The organism is Branchiibius hedensis, assembly GCF_900108585.1.
GTDB classification, from domain to species: domain Bacteria; phylum Actinomycetota; class Actinomycetes; order Actinomycetales; family Dermatophilaceae; genus Branchiibius; species Branchiibius hedensis.
Map to the genome: position 1 here is coordinate 1,531,043 of NZ_UESZ01000001.1, position 22,147 is coordinate 1,553,189.

Below are 22,147 nucleotides of genomic sequence, written 5' to 3' on the forward strand. Positions count from 1 at the left end.
AACAATGTTTTCATTTGTTGTGTGTGGGGTGTTGTTTCAGATTCGCATAGTGGACGCAAGCAGTCAGTTGTTCAGTGTGTCTCGGTGGTTTTGGTGTTTGATGCCGCACAACCGTTGAAGGGGTGTTGTGTGGTCAAGTTGTTGGCTTATTAGTACCGGTCAGCTCCACACATTGCTGTGCTTCCACGTCCGGCCTATCAACCCAGTCGTCTAGCTGGGAGCCTTCACACCGTGTTGGTGATGGAAACCTGATCTTGGAGCGTGCTTCCCGCTTAGATGCTTTCAGCGGTTATCACTTCCGAACGTAGCTAATCAGCGGTGCCCCTGGCGGGACAACTGACACACCAGAGGTTCGTCCATCCCGGTCCTCTCGTACTAGGGACAGGTCTCCTCAAGTTTCCTACGCGCGCAGCGGATAGGGACCGAACTGTCTCACGACGTTCTAAACCCAGCTCGCGTACCGCTTTAATGGGCGAACAGCCCAACCCTTGGGACCTACTCCAGCCCCAGGATGCGACGAGCCGACATCGAGGTGCCAAACCATGCCGTCGATATGAGCTCTTGGGCAAGATCAGCCTGTTATCCCCGGGGTACCTTTTATCCGTTGAGCGACGGCGCTTCCACAAGCCACCGTCGGGTCACTAGTCCCCACTTTCGTGTCTGCTCGACATGTCTGTCTCACAGTCAAGCTCCCTTGTGCACTTACACTCAACACCTGATTGCCAACCAGGCTGAGGGAACCTTTGGGCGCCTCCGTTACTCTTTGGGAGGCAACCGCCCCAGTTAAACTACCCACCAGGCACTGTCCCTGAACCAGATCATGGTCCGAGGTGAGGAGCCCAGAACGACCAGAGTGGTATTTCAACGTTGACTCCACCACCACTAGCGTGGCGGCTTCATAGTCTCCCACCTATCCTACACAAGCCGTACCGAACACCAATACCAAGCTATAGTAAAGGTCCCGGGGTCTTTCCGTCCTGCTGCGCGTAACGAGCATCTTTACTCGTAGTGCAATTTCGCCGAGTTCGCGGTTGAGACAGTGGAGAAGTCGTTACGCCATTCGTGCAGGTCGGAACTTACCCGACAAGGAATTTCGCTACCTTAGGATGGTTATAGTTACCACCGCCGTTTACTGGCGCTTAAGTTCTCAGCTTCACACTTACGTGTTAACCGGTCCCCTTAACGTTCCAGCACCGGGCAGGCGTCAGTCCGTATACATCGAATTACTTCTTCGCACGGACCTGTGTTTTTAGTAAACAGTCGCTTCTCCCTGGTCTCTGCGGCCCTCCCCCCTAGCTAGTAAATAGCTTCAGGGTTGGGGCCCCCCTTCTCCCGAAGTTACGGGGGCATTTTGCCGAATTCCTTAACCACGATTCACTCGATCGCCTTAGTATTCTCTACCTAACCACCTGAGTCGGTTTAGGGTACGGGCGGCTCGGACCTCGCTAGAAGTTTTTCTAGGCAGCATAGGATCACCCTACTTCCCACATTCGTGGTCACTATCAAGCCTCACCCTCATGATCGGCGGATTTGCCTACCGATCGGGCTGCGCTCTTAGACGTGGACAACCATCGCCACGCGGAGGCTACCTTCCTGCGTCACTCCCTTGCTTACCTACTACGAGATCGGGTCCCACGCTCCCCAACCACACCACCACCCGAAGGTGACAGAACGTGACTGGTTTGGGTGGTTAGCATCCCTCGCCTCGATATGGGCGGTCCTTCGCCGGTTCCGGAATATCAACCGGATGTCCATCGACTACGCCTGTCGGCCTCGCCTTAGGTCCCGACTTACCCAGGGCAGATGAGCTTGACCCTGGAACCCTTGGTTATTCGGCGGACGGGTTTCTCACCCGTCATTCGCTACTCATGCCTGCATTCTCACTCGTGTCACCTCCACCCCTGGTTCACACCGGGACTTCACTGGTGACACGACGCTCCCCTACCCAACCACACCCCTGAACCATCATCGAGTGACGGCTGGGGAAATGTGTGATTGCCACAGCTTCGGTGGTGTGCTTGAGCCCCGCTACATTGTCGGCGCGGAATCACTTGACCAGTGAGCTATTACGCACTCTTTAAAGGGTGGCTGCTTCTAAGCCAACCTCCTGGTTGTCACAGCAACTCCACATCCTTTCCCACTTAGCACACGCTTAGGGACCTTAGCTGGTGATCTGGGCTGTTTCCCTCTCGACGACGAAGCTTATCCCCCGCCGTCTCACTGCCACGCTCTCACTTACCGGCATTCGGAGTTTGGCTGACGTCAGTAACCTGGTGAGGCCCATCAGCCATCCAGTAGCTCTACCTCCGGCAAGAAACACGTGACGCTGCACCTAAATGCATTTCGGGGAGAACCAGCTATCACGGAGTTTGATTGGCCTTTCACCCCTACCCACAGCTCATCCCCTCCATTTTCAACTGAAGTGGGTTCGGTCCTCCACACCGTCTTACCGGCGCTTCAACCTGGCCATGGGTAGATCACTCCGCTTCGGGTCTAGACCCAGCGACTATGAACGCCCTCTTCGGACTCGCTTTCGCTACGGCTTCCCCACACGGGTTAACCTCGCCACTGAGCACTAACTCGCAGGCTCATTCTTCAAAAGGCACGCCATCACCCAACCCCCAACGGGGCAGGCCCTGACGGATTGTAAGCACACGGTTTCAGGTACTATTTCACTCCCCTCCCGGGGTACTTTTCACCTTTCCCTCACGGTACTAGTCCGCTATCGGTCACCAGGGAATATTTAGGCTTAGCAGGTGGTCCTGCCAGATTCACACGAGATTCCTCGAGCCCCGTGCTACTTGGGAAAAAACGTCCAGGCAGTCACACATGTTTCGTCTACGGGACCACCACCCTCTACGGTGCACCATTCAAGATGCTTCGACTACACGCGCGATTTATCACTACCCACCACAGTGTCAGCTGCAATACAACGCATCCCACAACCCCCACGCCGCAACCCCTGACAGGTATCACACAACGCAGGTTTAGCCTGATCCGCTTTCGCTCGCCACTACTCACGGAATCACTATTGTTTTCTCTTCCTGCGGGTACTGAGATGTTTCACTTCCCCGCGTTCCCTCCACACACCCTATACATTCAGGTGCAGGTGACTGGACATAACTCCAGCCGGGTTCCCCCATTCGGCAACCCTCGGATCAGCCCGTTTATCGACTCCCCGAGGCTTATCGCAGATTACTACGGCCTTCATCGGTTCCTGGTGCCAAGGCATCCACCGTGCGCCCTTAAAAACTTGACCACCACCCACCACAACAGGCAGGCAGCAACCAAAATTCACAAAGACACAAAAAAACAAGATGCTCGCGTCCACTATGCAATTCTCAAACAACACACACACCACACCACCAACCCCACCCAACCAGGCGAAACCAGTGGCATGCATGCCACACCAGAAAAAACACCGAACACCCCCACCCCCCGCAACCGGGAGAACAAGGAGCGCCCTGACGTGTTCCTTCAGGACCCAACAGTGTGCCGACACCCCCACACCACACCCACCAACACAACCAAACCCTCCACGAACACCACCCACACCCCAGGTCACCCCAGGACACATCAGCGGTCTTCAGTACTAGTCGGTCGAGCCGGCACTCGCGGTCACGAGGCACCATGATTGATGTTCCACCCTTGAGCAACACCCACCACACAACCCACCACCGGACAACCCGGGACAGTGTTGGTGATGCAAGCGTCTTCTCTCCACCCGTGACCCCTGCACAAAGACAGGCGGGTGAGTGCTCCTTAGAAAGGAGGTGATCCAGCCGCACCTTCCGGTACGGCTACCTTGTTACGACTTAGTCCCAATCGCCAATCCCACCTTCGACCACTCCCTCCGGAAAACCGGTTAGGCCGTGGGCTTCGGGTGTTACCAACTTTCGTGACTTGACGGGCGGTGTGTACAAGGCCCGGGAACGTATTCACCGCAGCACTGCTGATCTGCGATTACTAGCGACTCCGACTTCATGGGGTCGAGTTGCAGACCCCAATCCGAACTGAGACTCGTTTTAAGGGATTCGCTCCACCTCACAGTATCGCAACCCTCTGTACGAGCCATTGTAGCATGCGTGAAGCCCAAGACATAAGGGGCATGATGATTTGACGTCATCCCCACCTTCCTCCGAGTTGACCCCGGCAGTCTCCCATGAGTCCCCACCATCACGTGCTGGCAACATGGAACGAGGGTTGCGCTCGTTGCGGGACTTAACCCAACATCTCACGACACGAGCTGACGACAACCATGCACCACCTGTACACCAGCCAAAAAGGCTCACACATCTCTGCATGATTCCGGTGTATGTCAAGCCTTGGTAAGGTTCTTCGCGTTGCATCGAATTAATCCGCATGCTCCGCCGCTTGTGCGGGCCCCCGTCAATTCCTTTGAGTTTTAGCCTTGCGGCCGTACTCCCCAGGCGGGGCGCTTAATGCGTTAGCTACGGCACGGAACCCGTGGAATGGATCCCACACCTAGCGCCCAACGTTTACGGCATGGACTACCAGGGTATCTAATCCTGTTTGCTCCCCATGCTTTCGCTTCTCAGCGTCAGTAGTGGCCCAGAGACCTGCCTTCGCCATCGGTGTTCCTCCTGATATCTGCGCATTTCACCGCTACACCAGGAATTCCAGTCTCCCCTACCACACTCTAGCCTGCCCGTACCCACTGCAGACCCGGAGTTAAGCCCCGGGCTTTCACAGCAGACGCGACAAACCGCCTACAAGCTCTTTACGCCCAATAATTCCGGACAACGCTCGCACCCTACGTATTACCGCGGCTGCTGGCACGTAGTTAGCCGGTGCTTCTTCTCCACCTACCGTCACCCATAAAGGCTTCGTCAATGGCGAAAGGAGTTTACAACCCGAAGGCCGTCATCCCCCACGCGGCGTCGCTGCATCAGGCTTTCGCCCATTGTGCAATATTCCCCACTGCTGCCTCCCGTAGGAGTCTGGGCCGTGTCTCAGTCCCAGTGTGGCCGGTCGCCCTCTCAGGCCGGCTATCCGTCAAAGCCTTGGTAAGCCATTACCCCACCAACAAGCTGATAGTCCGCGAGCCCATCCTCCACCACAAAAGCTTTCCACCACACACCATGCGATGCGCAGTCATACCCGGTATTAGACCCCGTTTCCAAGGCTTATCCCAAAGTGAAGGGCAGGTTACTCACGTGTTACTCACCCGTTCGCCACTCATCCACACCAGCAAGCTGGTGCTTCAGCGTTCGACTTGCATGTGTTAAGCACGCCGCCAGCGTTCGTCCTGAGCCAGGATCAAACTCTCCGCAAAAAAATGCAAACAATCCAAAACTGGCAATCAAAAACAACAAGAGCACCCAACACCCACAAAGGGCATCAGGTAACAATCTCATTCACTGACAACCAATCAAAAAACAATTGGCATCAATCACTCGACACACTATTGAGTTCTCAAGAAACACGCTGTCCACCGTGATCTTCCCTTGCGGGTTTCTCACCGAGGCAACTTCTAAAACTTACCACCGCTACTTGCGACTTTCCAAATCCGCTTTCCGAGCCGATCCAAGCGGATCTTTCGGTCTACGCGAGCGCGACGTATCGTCGTACTCGATCATTGGAAGGTGCCCGCGACTGCGGTGCGATGTGCTGGGACCGGCCAGCCTTCCGGCTGTCCGTGCCTCCCTGGCAACCCGGTGAACATTACGCGACCACGGCGACACTGCCAAATCGGTGCGGGTAGCCGCCCACGATGTGGGCAGCTACCCGCCGATACCTGAGAAACCGCAGGTCAGGACGGCATCCGCGCCGCGGCGAGGTGCTTGCGGCCCCGTTTGAGTAGCGCGACCTGACCGTGCAGGTAGTCCTTCTCCTCCAGCACCACGGTCACCGAATCGACCTTCACGTTGTTCAACGAGACGCCACCCTCGGTGACCAACCGTCGCGCCGCGTTGCGACTGTCGGCGATTCCGACCGCGACCAACGCGTCCACCAGCTCTGCGCCGGGCTGCACCTGCGCGCCGGGTAACTCACTGGTCGCGTCGCGCAAGGTGTTCGCATCCAACGCACTCACGTCCCCCTTGCCGAACAGCGCTTCCGACGCCGCTTTGACCGCATCCGTCGCCGCCTGTCCGTGCACCAGGGTCGTCACCTGCTCTGCCAAGGTGCGCTGGGCGGCCCGGCGGAAGGGTTCCTCCTCGACCTGACGCTCGAGCTCTTCGATCTCGGCCCGCGGCAGATCCGTCAATGCCTTCAACAGGCTGATGACGGAGGCATCCTCGGTGTTGAGGAAGTACTGGTAGAACGCGTAGGGCGTAGTCATGTCCGCGGACAGCCACACCGCGTTGCCCTCGGATTTGCCGAACTTGCGGCCGGTGGAGTCCGTGAGCAGCGGCGTGGCCAGCGCGTGCACGGTCTTGCCCTCGACCCGGTGCACCAGATCGACGCCCGCAGTGATGTTGCCCCACTGATCACTACCGCCGATCTCCAGCGTGCAGCCACGGTCGCGGAAGAGTTGCAGATAGTCCATCGCCTGCAGGATCTGGTAGCTGAACTCGGTGTAGGAGATGCCCTGCTCGCTCTCCAACCGCCGCGCGACCGCTTCCTTGCGGATCATCGTGTTGACCCGGAAGTGCTGGCCGATGTCGCGCAGGAAGTCCAGCGCGCTCAGCGGCGCCGTCCAGTCCAGGTTGTTGACGAGAGTGGCCGGATTGTCGCCGTCGAAGTCCAGCAGCGGCCCGACGAGGGTCTTGATCCGGTCAACGGACTCCGCGATGGTGTCCTTGCTCTGCAGGACCCGCTCGGCGTCCGGTTTGGGGTCGCCGATCAGCCCGGTCGAACCACCCACCAGACAAATGACGTGGTGGCCGGCCGCCTGCATCCGCCGCAGCACCGACAGCTGCACGAAGTTGCCGAAGTGCAGGGACGGGGCGCTGGGGTCGAATCCGCAATAGACCGTGATCGGCCCGTCGGCGAGTGCCTGGCGCAGCGCGGACTCGTCGGTGGTTTGCGCCACCAGTCCCCGCCACTGCAGCTCGTCGAAAAAGTCGCTCACGATCGTGTTGTCCTTATCTCTCATGAAATCGGGATGACGCCCGGTCAGCATGGCGTACGCCGAGTGCCCGGGTGCGCTCCATTCTCACCTGCCGGACCGCTCAGGTCCCCGATCGGGGTCGCGGTGCCGCCGGTCGGTAGACGGAGACGAACGGATCCCCGGCGAGCCAGAACCGCCAGGGAAACAGGGCGCCATCGCCGCCGGGTCCACGGACACCGACCCTCGGGCCGGACTCAAGAGCGCCTGCGGGAGCGACTTCGTGCAAGACCACCGCGTCCTCATCGACCGGCTTCGGCAGGGCTGACAGGACTGGCACTCCGTTGTCGGCGAGGGTCAGCCCCAGAGCCTGCGTCAACCGTGCCGGGCCCCGCGCCAGGTCCCGATCAACCGCCGAGCCCCGTCGCTGCCGGGCCAGGTGGACCCCGTCGACCACCTCGCCGGACCTGATCAGCGCCGCAGCAGCCGAACCGTCCTGGGAGAGAACGATGTTGGCGCAGTGGTGCATGCCGTAGGTGAAGTAGACGTACAGGTGGCGCGGTGGCCCGAACATGACCGCGTTGCGGTTGGTCCGACCGCGGAAGGCGTGCGAACCCGGGTCGGTCTCGCCTGCGTACGCCTCGACTTCGGTGATGCGGACGGTGACTCCTGCATGGCTGAGGCGGGCCCCGAGCAGCGCCCGCGTCTGGTCCAGCAGCAGTGGTACGTCGATCGGCACGTCAGCGGATCTGCGGCAATTCGTCGGCCCAGGTCCGATACTCCTGCGAGGTCTTCGTCGCGGCAGTCAGTTGTTCGGCGACTCGTGCCGGCGCGGTGCCTCCGGTTGCATCGCGGGAGGCGAGAGAGCCCTCGACGGTGAGCACTCGGCGTACGTCGGGGGTCAGGTTCGGGTTGATCGCCACCAAGTCTGCGTCGGTCAAGTCCCACAACTCGATCCCGCGCTCCTCGCACACCCGCACGCAGGAGCCGGCCACTTCGTGCGCGACCCGGAACGGGACACCCTCGCGCACCAGCCACTCGGCGATGTCAGTGGCCAGGGCAAAACCCTGCGGCGCAAGGGATTCCAAGCGATCGGTGTTGAACACCAGCGTCGCGACCATCCCGCTCACCGCCGGCAGCAGGACTTCCAAGGTGTCCACGGCGTCGAAGACCGGCTCCTTGTCCTCCTGCAGGTCGCGGTTGTACGCCAGCGGCAGCGCCTTGAGCGTGGTGAGCAGACCAGCGAGGTCGCCGACCAGCCGGCCCGCCTTGCCCCGGGCCAACTCAGCCACGTCCGGATTCTTCTTCTGCGGCATGATGCTCGACCCGGTCGAGTAGGCATCGTCGAGGGTGACGAAGGAGAACTCCTTGGTCGCCCAGAGGACGACCTCCTCAGCCAGCCGCGACACGTCGACCGCCGCCATGGCCGCGACGAAGGCGAACTCAGCAGCGAAGTCGCGGCCCGCGGTGCCGTCGATGGAGTTGGCGCTACTGCGACTGAAACCAAGATCGTGGGCCACGGACAGCGGGTCCAGACCCAGCGACGAACCCGCCAAGGCGCCTGAGCCGTAGGGCGATTCGTCCGCACGTCGGTCCCAGTCCCGCAGCCGGTCGACGTCGCGCAGCAGGGCCCACGCATGCGCCTGCAGGTGATGGGACAGCAGCACGGGTTGAGCGTGCTGCAAGTGGGTGCGCCCGGGCATCGCCACGCCAAGGTGGTTCTTCGCCTGGGCGAGCAGTGCGTCGACGACGTCCAGTAGCAACGCCGCGACCGAACGCGCGTGCGCCCGCAGGTACATCCGGAACAGCGTGGCGATCTGATCGTTGCGAGAGCGGCCGGCCCGCAGGCGACCGCCGACGTCGGCGCCGGCCCGCTCGATCAAGCCGCGTTCCAGCGCGGTGTGCACGTCCTCGTCGCCAGGTGCGGGTGTGAAGTCACCGGAACGTACGTCGGCCAGCAACTGATCGAGTCCGGCCAGCATGGCGGTGAGGCCCTCGTCGTCGAGGAGACCGGCGCCGTGCAGCACACGGGCGTGTGCTCGTGACCCCGCGATGTCGAATTCGGCCAGTCGCCAGTCGAAATGGGTCGACTTGGACAGCGCGGCCAGTGCATCAGCCGGCCCTCCGGCGAAGCGGCCACCCCACAGGGCGAGATTGCCTTCGGTGTTCACGGATCTCCCTTATACGGACTGCTAGTGCTGCGCGAGTTCGAGCAGCGTGCGCACCAGTCGGGTCGCAGCGCTCTTGGACTCGGTGATGATCAAGATGGTGTCATCGCCGGCGATCGTGCCGAGCACCGACGGCAACCCGGCGTGGTCGATCGCCGAGGCGAGGAAGCTCGCGGCGCCGGGTGGGGTGCGCACAACAACCTGGTTGGTCGCGGTGACCGCGGTGACAAGCAACTCGGCTGCGACCCGGCGAAGTCGATCCGTGGGCGCCTCGATGTCGTCGCCTCCAGCGCGCGGGGCCGCGTCACCACCCTCACCGGGGACGGCGTAGACGAGGTCCCGGCCGCGGCGTACCTTGACCGCACCCAGCTCGACCAGGTCGCGGGACAGGGTCGCTTGGGTGACCTCGACCCCATCCAGCGCCAGTTGCTGGGCGAGTTGGGTCTGCGACCGGATCATCTGGCTGGCGATGATCTGGGCGATCCGTTGCTGGCGGCCGGTGCGCGTCGCGACGATCATCCCTGCTCCACCAAGAACTCCAGCAGCGCCTTCTGTGCGTGCAACCGGTTCTCGGCCTCATCCCAGACAACCGACTGGGGGCCATCGATCACTGCTGCGTCGATCTCGAACCCGCGGTAGGCCGGCAGGCAGTGCATCGCGATGGCGTCCGGCGCGGCGTACGTCATCAGGTCGGCGGTCAGGGCGTACGGCGTGAACGGCGAGTCGGTCCCCTTCCGCTCACTGGCCTCGGACTCCATCCCCATCGACACCCAGGTGTCGGTGATGACCACGTCGGCGCCGGTGACCGCAGCGACGGCATCAGTCCCGACCTGCACACTGCCGCCCGTCGACAGCGCCAGTCCTTCTGCACGAGAGACGATCCCGGCGTCCGGCTGGTGGCTCGCGGGCCCGGCCAGCCGCACGTGCACACCGGCCAGGGCGCCACCAAGCAGGTAGGAGTTGGCCATGTTGTTGGCGCAGTCCCCGACGTACGTCATCGTGAGGCCGGGCAACGACCCCTTGTGCTCGGTGATGGTGAACAGATCGGCGAGGATCTGACAGGGGTGGAAGTCGTCGGTCAGCGCGTTGACGACCGGGACGTCGACGAACTGCCCCAGCTGCTCCAGGCGCTCCTGGGCGTAGGTGCGCCACACGATGGCCGATACTTGGCGGCCGATCACGCGAGCCACGTCGGGGATGGATTCGCGGGTGCCGATCTGGGCCAGGTTGCCGTCGACGATCATGGGGTAGCCGCCGAGCTCAACGACACCGGTGCTGAACGACAGCTGGGTCCGCAGGGTCGGCTTGTCGAAGATCAACGCCACCGAACGGGGTCCGTCCAGGACCTGACTGGCGAAGCGGTTCTTCTTCAGTTCCGCTGCGCGCGTGAGGATCTGGGCTTGTTCGGCCGCCGTGATGTCGTCGTCGCGTAGGAAGTGCCGCACCATCACGCCACCTCCAACAGAGTCGGCAGTAGACCGACGAATTCGTCGATCTCGCTGGTTGCGATGATCAGGGGCGGCACGAGTCGCAGGGCGTCCGGGGCCACCGGATTGATGATGATGCCGTGGTCGCGGGCGCGCTGGGCCACCTGTGCCGAGACCGGATCGGCCAGGGTGATCGCCCGCAACAAACCCGCGCCACGCACACCGGTGATCAGCGGGTGTCCAAGGGCAGTCACCTGCTGCGCCAGGTAGTCACCCATCCGCTGCGCGTTGCCGAGCAGGTCCTGCTCCTCGATGGTTTCCAGGACCGCGAGCCCAGCCGCGGCGGCGAGCGGGTTGCCGCCGAACGTCGTGCCGTGCTGTCCGACGGTGAGCAGGTCTGACACCGCTGAACCGAAGGTGACCATTGCCCCGATCGGCACGCCGCCCCCGAGGCCCTTGGCCAGGGTGATCGCGTCCGGACGAATGTCTTCGTGCTGGTAGCCGAACCACCGGCCGGTACGACCGACGCCGCTCTGGATCTCGTCGACGATCAGCAATGCGCCTGTGGCGGTGGTGATTTCACGGGCGGCCCGCAGATAGCCGGCATCGGGTGCGATGACACCGGCCTCCCCTTGGATCGGCTCCAGAATGACGGCCCCGGTCTGCTCGGTGACCGCTGCGCGCAGTGCCTCGATGTGCCCGTAGGGCACGTGGGACACGCCGGCGATGAGTGGTTCGAACGGCTCCCGGTACGCCGCCTTGTAGGTCAACGCCAACGCCCCCGTGGTCCGACCGTGGAAGGCCCCTTCGGCCGCGACGATGCCGGTGCGACCAGTGCGCCGGCTGAGCTTGATAGCGGCTTCAATCGCCTCGGCACCGGAGTTGGCGAAGAAGACCTTCGAGCCGTCCGGTGCCGCAGTGAGGTCAAGGAGCCGTTCGGCCAGCGCGATCTGACCCGGTGACGTGAACAGGTTGGACACATGCAGCGCCTCACCGGCCTGTTTCGAGATGGCGCTGACCAACCCGGGGTGGCCGTGTCCGAGGGCGCTGACGGCGATCCCACCGACCAGGTCCAGATACTTGTTCCCTTGGACATCCCACACGTAGCAGCCCGATCCGTGGCTGAGCACCAGCGGCGGGCGGCCGAAGACGCCGAGCACGCTGGCCTGGTAGCGATCGAGTAGGTCGCTATTGGTCAAGTGATCAGTCATCGATTCCCTCCTCGGGGAGCACCATGGTGCCGATACCGGCATCGGTGAAGACTTCCAGCAGCAGTGAGTGGGGCGCGCGGCCGTCGATGACGTGCGCCTGGGGTACACCACCGCGGATCGCGCGGACGCAGGCCTCCAACTTGGGCACCATCCCCGAATCCACCCGTTGCAGAAGCTGTTCCGCCCGGTCAACCGGCAACGAGGACAGCAAGGAGTCACGATCGGGCCAGTTGTCATAGACCCCCTCGACGTCGGTCAGCACGACCAACTTGTGCGCACCAAGCGCCACTGCCAGAGCACTGGCCGCAGTGTCGGCGTTCACGTTGAGCACATCGCCTTCGTGATCCAGGTCCGGTGCGATCGAGGACACCACCGGGATCCGCCCGGCCTTCAACAGGTCTCGCACGGCAGCGGGGTTGACCGTGACCACGTCACCGACCAGACCGATGTCGACGGTCTCGCCGTCGACCAGCGCACCGCGTCGGCGGGCCCCGAACAGTGACCCGTCCTCACCGGACAAGCCGACCGCCAAGGCCCCGTGCGCATTGATCAGGTTGATGAGTTCCCGCGACACCTGCCCGGTCAGCACCATCCGGACGATCTCCATCGTCTCCGGCGTGGTGACTCGCAAACCACCCTTGAACTCGGAGACCAGGCCGACCCGGTCGAGCATCGCCTGGATCTGGGGTCCACCGCCATGCACCACGACCACGCGCAGACCGGCGTACCGCATGAAGGCGACGTCCTGGGCGAACGCGGCTTTGAGGGCGTCATCGGTCATGGCGTTACCGCCGTACTTCACCACGACCAGGGCGTCCTGGAACCGCTGCAACCACGGCAAGGCTTCGACCAGCGTCGCCGCCTTGCCGGCTGCGACGCTCAGATCGGTGGGTGGGCGCTGGGCGCTCATGTGCTGTACGCCGAGTTCTCGTGCACGTAGTCGTGCGTCAGGTCGTTGGTCCACACGGTCACGGTCTCGGCCCCGGCGTTGAGATCGACGGCCAGATGCACCTCTCGCCCGGACAGGTCGACCAGCGAGCGGTCGTCGCCCACTCCCCCATCCCGGCACACCTGCACCCCGTTCATGCTCACGGCCAACTGCTCGGGCACGAAGGCCGCCTTGGTCGTGCCGACCGCCGCGAGGACCCGGCCCCAGTTCGGGTCCCGCCCGAAGATCGCGCACTTGAACAGGTTGTTGCGAGCGATCGCCCGCGCTACTTCGAGTGCGTCGGCCTCGCTGGCTGCGGTGCGCACTTCAATGGCGATGTCGTGCGCCGCCCCCTCTGCGTCGCCGATGAGTTGCCGGGCCAGGTCGGCGCAGCACTGGGTCACGGCCGTCGCCAGAGCATCGGTCGTCGGTCGCACGCCGCTCGCCCCGGACGCCATCAGCAGCACCGTGTCGTTGGTCGACTGGCAGCCGTCGGAATCGATCCGGTCGAACGTCACGTGCGTGGCTGATCGCAGTACGCCGTCCAGCACCTCGTCGTCGACCACCGCATCCGTGGTGATCACCACGAGCATCGTCGCCAAGGCCGGCGCCAACATCCCGGCCCCTTTGGCCATGCCGCCGACGACCCAGCCATCGCCCTGCACCACAGACGTTTTCGCGTGTGTATCAGTCGTGATGATCGCTTCAGCGGCGGCCGCGCCGCCGTCTGCCGTCAGCTTCTGGGCCGCCACCTGGATGCCGGCTGAAAGCTTCGGCATCGGCAGCAGCTCCCCGATCAACCCGGTTGAGCAGACCACGACGTCACCTGCCGACAGACCCGTGACCTCGGCCACCAACTCAGCCGTGCGGTGCGTGTCCAGGAACCCCTGGCCGCCGGTGATTGCATTCGCACCACCGGAATTCAGCACCACGGCATCGACCCGGCCGTCGGAGACCACCTGCTTGCTCCAGGTCACCGGTGCCGCACACACCCGGTTGCTGGTGAAGACCGCGGCAGCGTGATGATCAGGGCCGTCGTTGACGACGAGCGCGACATCCGGCTTGCCGCTGGGCTTGAGACCGGCCGTCACCCCGCTGGCCCGGAACCCTTGTGCTGCAGTAACACTCACGGTGCGACTCCCGTCGTTGGAAGGCCCAGGGTCTCCTCGAGACCAAGGGCGAGGTTCATGCTCTGGACGGCACCACCCGCCGTACCTTTGGTCAGGTTGTCGATGGCGCTGATGACGACCAACCGGCCGACCCGGTCATCCACGGCAACCTGGAGCTGGACGTTGTTCGAGCCGAGCACCGCACCCGAGGTCGGCCACTGACCCTCGGGCAGCAGGTGTACGAACGCTTCGCTGCCGTAGGCCTTTTCGTAGACCTCACGCACCTGAGCCAGACCGACGCCGTCCGCCAGCGGCGCCGAACACGTCGCGAGGATCCCCCGCGGCATCGGCGCGAGCGTCGGAGTGAAGGAGACAGAAACCGGCTGCCCGGCGGCGAGTGAGAGGTTCTGCTCGATCTCGGGAGTGTGCCGATGGACCCCGCCCACGCCGTACGGGCTCATCGAGCCCATCACCTCCGCGCCGAGCAGGTGCGGTTTGAGGGACTTGCCGGCACCAGAGGTGCCGCTGGCCGCAACGATCACCACATCGCGAGGTGCAACAAGACCCGCCGCGAACGCGGGCGCCAACGCCAACGAGGTCCCCGTCGGGTAGCACCCGGGTACGGCGATCCGACGCGCTCCCTGCAGGGCGGCGCGCTGCTGGGTGTCCGGTCCGGTCGGCAACTCAGGCAGACCGTAGGGCCAGGACCCGGCGTGCGGCGAGCCATAGAACTGCTCCCAGGCAGCGGCGTCGGTCAGCCGGAAGTCGGCGCCGGCGTCGATGACGACGGTGTCGGGCAACTGCTCAGCAACCGCGGCCGATGTGCCGTGCGGAAGAGCCAGGAAGACCACGTCATGACCGGCAAGGACCGGCGGAGTCGTCTCCTGCAGAACGACATCCGCCAGCGGGGCCAGGTGCGGTTGCAAGTCGCCCAGGCGTGAACCAGTCGAGGATCCAGCGGTCAGCGCACCAATGCGCACCTGCGGATGGGCCAGGAGGAGACGCAGGATCTCACCGCCGGCGTATCCGCTGGCTCCTGCTACGGCGACTGAAAACACCTGCATGACTATACACATTCATGCAGTTTCATGCAGCTACCGCTGAACGGCGCCGACCGCATCAGCCGCCCGTGCGACCGCTGCGTCGCGGAAGGCGTTGACCTCCTCGGTCTTCAGGGTGCGATCCGGCGCCCGGAAGACCAGCCGGTAGGCCAGGGACTTCTTGCCCGCTTCGATCCGCTCCCCCTCGTAGACGTCAAACAACTCGATCGACTCGAGCAGCTCGCCGGCCCCTTTCCGCAGGGCGGTCTCGACCGCTGCGGCCGGCACTGCAGCGTCCACGAGCAACGCAACGTCGGAATCGGCCATCGGCATCACCGACAGCGCGGTCGCCTGGGGAGTTGCCTCGCTGAGGCGGATGAGCTCGTCCAGCAGCAGCTGACCCCCCACGACTCGCGGCGGCAGGCCGAGCCGTTGCAGCGTCTTGGGGTGCAGCTCACCGACATGGCCGACGAAGGTCCCGTCGGCCGCCGTGACACGGCCGCTGCGCCCCGGGTGGAACGGCGCGGTCGCTTCGGGCGTGACAGTCAACGGAACGGCCAGCGCTTCGCCGATGGCCTGCACGGTCTCCAGGGTGTCGGTCCAGTCCGCAGGGCGCCCCGCGCCGGTCCAGCCCGCGGGCGTGCGGTTGCCGGTGAGCAGGAAGGCCAGGTGCCGCGGCTGCGGCGGTACCGAACCGCGGATCGCGGCTAGGGCCTCATCGCAGGGGTGGACACCGACCGGGCTGTACGGGGCCTGGGTGAGCGGTCCGTCGATGGCGGCAACCAGCCCGATCTCGAAGAGCGCGACATCGGAGAACCCACGGGAAACGTTCCGGCGTAGGACGTCCACCATCGTGGTCAGCAGACTGATCCGGAAGAGCGGCTGCTCGTCCGACAGCGGGTTGACCAGCGCGACGGTGCGGGCACGCGCCTGCTCCGGATCCCAACCGAACGCTTCGTGGACGTCGTCGCCGACGAACGGCGCGGACCACACTTCGTCGAACCCGCGGGCTGCGAGCACGTTGGCGACCAGGCGGCGCACCTGCTGGCCGTGTGTCAGGCCGCGACCGCCGGGTGGGGTGGGCAGGATCGAGGGGATCTGCTCGTAGCCGCGGATCCTGGCGACCTCTTCGATCAGATCCGGCCCGGTGGTCAGGTCCGGCCGCCACGAGGGCGGCGTCACGTGCAACGTGTCGCCGGACCCATCGACCGTGCATCCGATCTCGCGCAGTACGTCGATCACGTCGGTGGCCGGGTACGGCACCCCGACGAGTCGTCCGGCGTCGGCTGGGTCGAAGTCGATGACGACCTGCGGCAACGGCAACTCCACGTCGGTGACGCCGTCATCGACTCGGCCACCGCCGTCCTCGACGAGGAGTTCCACCGCGAATTGTGCTGCCGCAGCAGCAATTTCCGGATCCACCCCGCGCTCGAAGCGCTTAGCGGCCTCCGAGGGCAGCTTGTGCCGACGGGCCGACCGCGCGACCGTCGTCTGGTCGAAGCGCGCAGCCTCGATCAGGATGTCGGTGGTCGCATCGGTGACCTCGGTCGCCTCGCCGCCCATCGTCCCGGCGATCGCGATTGCGCGCTGATCGTCGGCGATGACCAGGTCTTCTTCGAACAACTTCCGCTCGACGCCATCGAGAGTCTTGAGCGTTTCACCGGGTGCGGCACGCCGCACGGTGATGCCGCCGTTCAGGGTTGCCAGGTCGAATGCGTGCAGCGGCTGACCCAGGGCGAGCATGACGTAGTTGGTGACGTCGACCGGGAGCGAGATCGGCCGCATACCGGCCTCCGTGAGTCGGGTCGCCAGCCAGGCCGGGGACGGCGCGGAGGGGTCGATGCCGCGGACGATCCGCGCGACGTACCGGCTGCATCCGACGCGGTCGCGGATCGGAGCGTCATCCGCCAACCGGACCGGAAAGCCTGCGCCACCCGCCGCCGGGGCGCGCTGCGCGAGTGCAGTGACCGGATCGGTGAACTTCGCGCCGGTCGCGTGCGAATACTCCCGGGCCACACCGCGCAGGCTGAAACAGTAGCCACGGTCCGGCGTCACGTTGATCTCGACGGTCTCACGGTCCAACCCGAGCAACGCGATGGCGTCCTGACCAGGCGTCAGGTCCACACCGGGCAGCCGCTCAGCCAGTTGGATGATGCCACCGGAGCCGTCGTCGGGAAGGCCGAGTTCGTCTGCGGCACAGATCATTCCGGCCGAGACGTGGCCGTAGGTCTTGCGGGCGGCGATCGCGAAACCACCCGGCAGCACCGCGCCGGGCAACACGACGACCACGAAGTCGCCGACGCCGAAGTTGTGTGCACCACAGACGATGCCCTGCGGCTCACCCGTCCCGTTGGCATCGCCGACGTCGACGGTGCACCAGTTGATGACCTTGCCGTTCTTCTGCGGCTCGGGGTCCTGGGTGAGGACCTTGCCGACCACTAACGGGCCGGTCAGGTCGCCGCCGTGCAAACCCTCTTCCTCCAGGCCGACCTTCACCAGGGCAGCAGCGACGTCCGCGCCGCGCACTCCCGGTGCCAGATCGACGTACTCCCCCAGCCAATCGAGCGGAACCCGCATCAGATCTCCATCCCGAACTGCGCGTCGAAGCGCACGTCTCCCTCGATCATTTCGCGCATGTCCGCCACCCCCGTGCGGAACATCAGCGCCCGGTCCACACCCATCCCGAAGGCGAACCCGCTGAACCGGTCGGTGTCGATACCGCACGCGCGCAGGACGTTCTGGTTGACCATGCCGCAGCCACCCCATTCGATCCAGCCGGTGCCGCTGCACGCCCGGCAGTCCGGGTCGGTGCCCCGGCACACGAAGCAGCGCAGGTCCATCTCGGCGCTCGGCTCGGTGAAGGGGAAGTACGACGGGCGCAGGCGGGTCGTGATGCCCTCCCCGAAGAGTTCGCTGGCCAAACGGTCCAGGGTGCCCTTGAGGTGGGCCATCGTGATGCCCTCGTCGACCGCCAGGCCCTCGACCTGGTGGAAGGCCGGCATGTGGGTGGCGTCGAGTTCGTCGGTGCGGAAGACCCGGCCGATGCAGGCGACGTACAGCGGTGCGCCCCGCTCCAGCATGGCGCGCGCCTGGATCGGTGAGGTGTGGGTTCGCAGCACCAGACCAGCCGACGGCGGGTCGACGTAGAAGGTGTCCTGCATCTGGCGGGCCGGATGGTCGACGTCGAAGTTCAGTGCGTCGAAGTTGAACCATTCGGCTTCGATCTCCGGGCCTTCGGCGATCTCCCAGCCCATCCCGACCATGATGTCGGCGATCCGGGTGCCCATGAGCTCGATCGGGTGCCGGTGACCAAGCGGCTCGCGGTGCGGCACCAGGGTCATGTCGACGGCCTCGTCGATCAGGATCCGCTGGTCGCGCTCTTCCTCGAGCTCGGCCTGCCGCTCCTTGAGGGCCTGACCCACCCGACCGCGGGCTTGCCCGACCCGCTTACCGGCTTCGGCTTTGGCCGTCGGGGGCAGCGCACCGATCTCCCGGTTGGCCAGCGCGAGCGGCGACTTGTCACCGGCGTGCGCCGTGCGCACTGCCTTGAGATCGTCGAGGCTGCTGGCCGCGGCGGTCGCCGTCAGCGCGGCCGACACCGCCTCGTCGATCGCTGCAGGATCAAGCACGGAGACCTCGACCGGGTCGTAAGAAGTATTGGGACCGGACACGATCAGCCAGTCTACGGAACCGCCGAGGTGCCTCGCCGCTGAGTATCAGCGCTGGCGTACATACACACCGTGGCCGCCATCGCGAGGTTCAGGGATTCGGCGTGACCGTAGATCGGCACCCGCACCACCGCATCGCACTGGTCGCGGACTTCCTGCGGCAGACCCCAGGCTTCGTTGCCCATCAGCCACGCATGCCGGCCGGTGAGATCGGCATCCGGCAGCAGCACCTCACCGGCACCATCCGCGGCCAGCACCCGCAGCCCGGCGTCGCGGCAGGCGTCGATGATCGACTCGACGGGGTGTCCGATGCTGATCGGCAGATGCCACAGCGACCCGGCGGTCGAGCGAACCACCTTGGGGTTGTAGATGTCCACGCTGGCGTCGCTGACGATGACCGCGGCGGCGCCCGCAGCGTCAGCGCCGCGGATGACCGTGCCGGCGTTACCGGGGTCGCGCACGTTGGACAGCACGACGACGAACCCGCCGTCGGCGGCGAGCGCGTCCGAGAGGGGTACGTCGATCGGCCGGGCCGCCGCGAGGATCCCCTGCGGGTGGGTGGTGTCGACCAGAGCAGCGAAGACTTCGGTGCTGCATTCGTGCAGCGGGACGGTCAGGGGCGCCGCGCGGAACTCGGCGGTGCGCTCGGGGACGCTGGAATCGACGTACACCTCGAGCACGCTCTCCGGCGCGAACGCGAGCAACTCACGGACGGCCTGCGGGCCTTCGACGACGAACCGACCGGCCCGCTCACGTGCCGAACGCCGGCCCAGCGCCCGGACCGACCGCACCCGCTCAGCACGGGGGTTGGTCAGCACGGGGTGGGCCGGCGTTCGAAAAGAGAACTGCAGGCTCAGGCAGCCGGCGCGGTGGCCGGAACGTTGGCCTTGGCGATCTCGACCAGCGCGGCGAACGCCGGGGCGTCGTTGACGGCCAGCTCGGCCAGCATGCGACGGTCGACCTCGATCTCGGCGGCCTTCAGACCCTGGATGAACCGGTTGTAGGTGATGCCGTTGGCGCGGGCGCCAGCGTTGATGCGCTGGATCCACAGACGACGGAAGTCGCCCTTGCGCGCCCGGCGGTCGCGGTAGCTGTAACCCATCGAGTGGGTGACCTGCTCCTTGGCCTTGCGGTAGAGCCGCGAGCGCTGACCGCGGTAACCGCTGGCCTGCTCCAGGACTGTCCGGCGCTTCTTCTGGGCGTTGACCGCCCGCTTCACGCGTGCCACGTGAGTACTCCTTCTAGCTGGTAAAGATCGGGATTACTTGCCGAGCAGACGCTTGACGGCCTTGGTGTCGGCCGGTGCGACGACAACGTCGTTGACCAACCGGCGAGCGTCGCTGCTGCTGCGCTCCTGGAACTTGTGCACGTGGCGAGCGCGCTGGCGCATGATCTTGCCGGAACCGGTGACCCGGAACCGCTTCTTCGCACCGCTGTGCGTCTTGTTCTTCGGCATGGGCCGATCTCCTTCTGGCTCGTGCTAACTCGCAGCCGGTGGGCTGCGGTGTGTGTCTACCGACCGGGGTCGGGAGGTCTGTCCGGCTCAGGCCGGTTGGTTCTGCTCGCTCGAGGCGGTGTCCGGGGTGGACGCCGATTCGTGCTGTTCGCGACGGCGGCGGTTCTCCGCGCGGGCCTCGGCCTTCTTCTTGGTCGGACCCAGCACCATCACCATGTTGCGTCCGTCCTGCTTGGGCGAACTCTCGACAAAGCCCAGGTCCGCAACGTCCTCGGCCAGCTTCTGCAGCAACCGGAAACCCAACTCGGGGCGGGACTGCTCGCGACCGCGGAACATGATCGTCACCTTGACCTTGTCACCGGCGGAGAGGAACCGCTCGACGTGACCCTTCTTGGTGCCGTAGTCGTGCGGGTCGATCTTCGGCCGGAGTTTGATCTCCTTGATGACCGTGTTGACCTGGTTCTTGCGGGCTTCCCGTGCCTTGACTGCGGCTTCGTACTTGAACTTGCCGTAGTCCATGAGTTTGGCAACGGGAGGCTTTGCCATCGGGGCGACCTCGACCAGGTCGAGATCTGCTTCCGCGGCCAGGCGCAGCGCATCTTCCACACGGACGATGCCGACCTGTTCGCCGTTCGGCCCAACCAACCGCACCTCGGGAACCCGGATGCGGTCGTTAATACGAGGCTCGACGCTGATGTCTACTCCTTCGTCGTTCGCGATGTTCCGCCCAGAGACGAAGAAAGGCTCCTCGTCACCGGAGTGCGCGAGGAGCCCAAAAGCATGCAAACATCAGGTACGCCGAGGGGCGCACTGCTGCTCGCACCGGACCTGGCAACATGCCTGTCGACTCAGGTGGAAGTTCGGGACTTCTCTTGCACACCGATGCTTACGCACCGGTCGGTGACTCAAGGTTACCAGCGAGGGCCCCCTGCGCTGAAATCATCGCCTGCAGCGGTGCCGCAAGATCGCCGCGCGACGCGATCGTCACCTCGTCCAGACCCAGCCAACGAGCCAGTCGGTGCAACTCCTGAGCCAACGCGTCGGCGGTGTGCGCTGGGGCGCTCGGCTCGGCGTACGCCGCGTGAACCAGGAGCCGGCCCGCGCGCCGGTCCGCCTTCAGGTCGACCCGTGCCGCGATCCGGTCACCGAGCAGGAAGGGCAGCACGTAGTAACCGTGCACGCGCTTGGCAGCCGGGGTGTAGATCTCGATGCGGTAGTGGAAATCGAAGAGCGCCGCACTGCGCGGGCGGTACCAGACGACCGGGTCGAACGGGCTGAGCAGCGCTTGCGCGCTCACCCGGCGCGGGACGCGGGCCTGCGGATCCAGATAGGCCGGTTGCTTCCAGCCCTCGACGCGCACCGGTTGCAACTCGCCGGACGCCACCAACGCCGCGATGGCCGGCTTGGTCTGGGTGTGGTGCATCCGGTAGTAGTCCTGCAGTGTGAGCTCGGTTGCGACGCCCAGGGATCGGGCGGCACGGCGGATCAGCTCGCGGTGCGCCTGCGCGTCGCTCGGCGTCGACTGGTTGAGAACGGTGGGTGGGATGACCCGCTCGGGCAGGTCGAAGATGCGCTCGAACTGGGCGTTGCGCTCGGCGACCGCCAGCTCACCGGTGATCCACAGATAGTCCAGCGCCTCCTGGGTGGCCGACCAGTTCCAACCCCAATTCTCCTTGCTGCGTTCGCTGCCGTCGTCGAGCTGTCGTGGAGTGGCCGCGCCTTCGGTCCGGATCCGGTAGAGCACCTGTTTGAGCAGATCGGGCTGCTCGCGCTCGACCCGCGACCCCTTCGCGCGGTAGCGGGCCATCCGGTGCTGCATCAGCGGCCACAGGTCAACCGGCATATAGGCGGCGCAATGCGCCCAGTACTCCACCAGGCGCCGCGGCGAGCTCGACGTCGCCCGGTGCAGCAGCCGGGTGTCGTAGGGACCCATCCGGGAGAACAGCGGCATCAGATGCGCGCGGGCCAGCACGTTGACCGAGTCGATCTGCAGCACACCGGTGCGTGCAACCGTTCGTTCCAGCGTGCGCATGGTCGGCGCGGCGTGCGGCTTGTCCAGAAATCCCTGGGCCGCCAGGGCGATCCGTCGCGCCTGGGCCAACGAGATCTCACCGCTCACCCCGTCAAC

General features: G+C 64.7%; 16 protein-coding genes and 2 rRNA genes. All 18 read right to left on the bottom strand.

What is annotated here, in order from left to right; all coding sequences use genetic code 11:
* Window positions 1-129: 129 nt before the first annotated feature.
* The 18 genes from DR843_RS07480 to DR843_RS07565 all read right to left on the bottom strand — a co-directional run bounded on the left by DR843_RS07480 (window position 130) and on the right by DR843_RS07565 (window position 22,138).
* Window positions 130-3,259 (bottom strand): 23S ribosomal RNA (locus tag DR843_RS07480).
* 507 nt (window positions 3,260-3,766) lie between these two features.
* A 16S ribosomal RNA gene (locus tag DR843_RS07485) occupies window positions 3,767-5,296 on the bottom strand.
* The 16S and 23S rRNA genes sit together here, the layout of an rRNA operon.
* 477 nt (window positions 5,297-5,773) lie before the next feature.
* Entirely contained in the window at window positions 5,774-7,036 is a 1,263-nt protein-coding gene (tyrS, locus tag DR843_RS07490; RefSeq protein WP_109688711.1) for a tyrosine--tRNA ligase, read from the bottom strand.
* A 100-nt stretch (window positions 7,037-7,136) separates the two neighbouring features.
* Window positions 7,137-7,751 carry a DNA-3-methyladenine glycosylase gene (locus DR843_RS07495; protein ID WP_109684792.1) on the bottom strand — a complete coding sequence of 205 codons (615 nt, stop codon included), beginning with the start codon at window positions 7,749-7,751 and terminating at the stop codon, window positions 7,137-7,139.
* 1 nt (window position 7,752) lies between these two features.
* Window positions 7,753-9,183: an argininosuccinate lyase gene (argH, locus tag DR843_RS07500; RefSeq protein WP_109684793.1), complete on the bottom strand. Its 1,431-nt coding sequence runs from the start codon at window positions 9,181-9,183 to the stop codon at window positions 7,753-7,755.
* Between the two features lie 21 nt (window positions 9,184-9,204).
* A complete protein-coding gene (argR, locus tag DR843_RS07505) occupies window positions 9,205-9,699 on the bottom strand; it encodes an arginine repressor (RefSeq protein WP_109684794.1) in 495 nt (164 codons plus the stop codon).
* A complete protein-coding gene (gene argF / locus DR843_RS07510) occupies window positions 9,696-10,628 on the bottom strand; it encodes an ornithine carbamoyltransferase (RefSeq protein ID WP_109684795.1) in 933 nt (310 codons plus the stop codon). The genes argR and argF overlap by 4 nt, the downstream gene beginning before the upstream one ends.
* On the bottom strand, window positions 10,628-11,818 hold the full coding sequence (locus DR843_RS07515) for an acetylornithine transaminase (protein WP_109684796.1): 1,191 nt from the start codon (window positions 11,816-11,818) through the stop codon (window positions 10,628-10,630). The genes argF and DR843_RS07515 overlap by 1 nt, the downstream gene beginning before the upstream one ends.
* Window positions 11,811-12,728 carry an acetylglutamate kinase gene (gene argB / locus DR843_RS07520; protein WP_109684797.1) on the bottom strand — a complete coding sequence of 306 codons (918 nt, stop codon included), beginning with the start codon at window positions 12,726-12,728 and terminating at the stop codon, window positions 11,811-11,813. The genes DR843_RS07515 and argB overlap by 8 nt, the downstream gene beginning before the upstream one ends.
* A complete protein-coding gene (gene argJ / locus DR843_RS07525; RefSeq protein WP_109684798.1) occupies window positions 12,725-13,876 on the bottom strand; it encodes a bifunctional glutamate N-acetyltransferase/amino-acid acetyltransferase ArgJ in 1,152 nt (383 codons plus the stop codon). The genes argB and argJ overlap by 4 nt, the downstream gene beginning before the upstream one ends.
* Window positions 13,873-14,919, bottom strand: a complete 1,047-nt coding sequence (gene argC / locus DR843_RS07530; RefSeq protein WP_109684799.1) for an N-acetyl-gamma-glutamyl-phosphate reductase — start codon at window positions 14,917-14,919, stop codon at window positions 13,873-13,875. The genes argJ and argC overlap by 4 nt, the downstream gene beginning before the upstream one ends.
* Before the next feature lie 30 nt (window positions 14,920-14,949).
* Window positions 14,950-17,472 (bottom strand): phenylalanine--tRNA ligase subunit beta, encoded by a 2,523-nt coding sequence (gene pheT, locus DR843_RS07535; RefSeq protein WP_109684800.1) that lies wholly within the window; start codon window positions 17,470-17,472, stop codon window positions 14,950-14,952.
* Window positions 17,472-18,566 (bottom strand): phenylalanine--tRNA ligase subunit alpha, encoded by a 1,095-nt coding sequence (locus tag DR843_RS07540; protein ID WP_109684801.1) that lies wholly within the window; start codon window positions 18,564-18,566, stop codon window positions 17,472-17,474. Before DR843_RS07540 ends, pheT begins: the two co-directional genes overlap by 1 nt.
* A gap of 11 nt (window positions 18,567-18,577) precedes the next feature.
* Window positions 18,578-19,381 carry a TrmH family RNA methyltransferase gene (locus DR843_RS07545; RefSeq protein ID WP_109684802.1) on the bottom strand — a complete coding sequence of 268 codons (804 nt, stop codon included), beginning with the start codon at window positions 19,379-19,381 and terminating at the stop codon, window positions 18,578-18,580.
* Between the two features lie 35 nt (window positions 19,382-19,416).
* Window positions 19,417-19,791: a 50S ribosomal protein L20 gene (gene rplT / locus DR843_RS07550; protein WP_109684803.1), complete on the bottom strand. Its 375-nt coding sequence runs from the start codon at window positions 19,789-19,791 to the stop codon at window positions 19,417-19,419.
* Between the two features lie 33 nt (window positions 19,792-19,824).
* Window positions 19,825-20,019 carry a 50S ribosomal protein L35 gene (rpmI, locus tag DR843_RS07555; protein WP_109684804.1) on the bottom strand — a complete coding sequence of 65 codons (195 nt, stop codon included), beginning with the start codon at window positions 20,017-20,019 and terminating at the stop codon, window positions 19,825-19,827.
* An 87-nt stretch (window positions 20,020-20,106) separates the two neighbouring features.
* Window positions 20,107-20,670 (bottom strand): translation initiation factor IF-3, encoded by a 564-nt coding sequence (infC, locus tag DR843_RS07560; RefSeq protein ID WP_245934053.1) that lies wholly within the window; start codon window positions 20,668-20,670, stop codon window positions 20,107-20,109.
* 235 nt (window positions 20,671-20,905) lie between these two features.
* Window positions 20,906-22,138, bottom strand: a complete 1,233-nt coding sequence (locus tag DR843_RS07565; protein ID WP_245934054.1) for a winged helix-turn-helix domain-containing protein — start codon at window positions 22,136-22,138, stop codon at window positions 20,906-20,908.
* Window positions 22,139-22,147: the final 9 nt, after the last annotated feature.

Bases quoted from the DNA above. Each gene is read 5' to 3' on its own strand.
- rpmI (WP_109684804.1), bottom strand. From the start codon at position 20,019: ATGCCGAAGAACAAGACGCACAGCGGTGCGAAGAAGCGGTTCCGGGTC.
- pheT (WP_109684800.1), bottom strand. From the start codon at position 17,472: ATGCGGGTTCCGCTCGATTGGCTGGGGGAGTACGTCGATCTGGCACCG.
- DR843_RS07515 (WP_109684796.1), bottom strand. From the start codon at position 11,818: ATGACTGATCACTTGACCAATAGCGACCTACTCGATCGCTACCAGGCC.
- argB (WP_109684797.1), bottom strand. From the start codon at position 12,728: ATGAGCGCCCAGCGCCCACCCACCGATCTGAGCGTCGCAGCCGGCAAG.
- argR (WP_109684794.1), bottom strand. From the start codon at position 9,699: ATGATCGTCGCGACGCGCACCGGCCGCCAGCAACGGATCGCCCAGATC.
- argC (WP_109684799.1), bottom strand. From the start codon at position 14,919: ATGCAGGTGTTTTCAGTCGCCGTAGCAGGAGCCAGCGGATACGCCGGC.
- argF (WP_109684795.1), bottom strand. From the start codon at position 10,628: ATGGTGCGGCACTTCCTACGCGACGACGACATCACGGCGGCCGAACAA.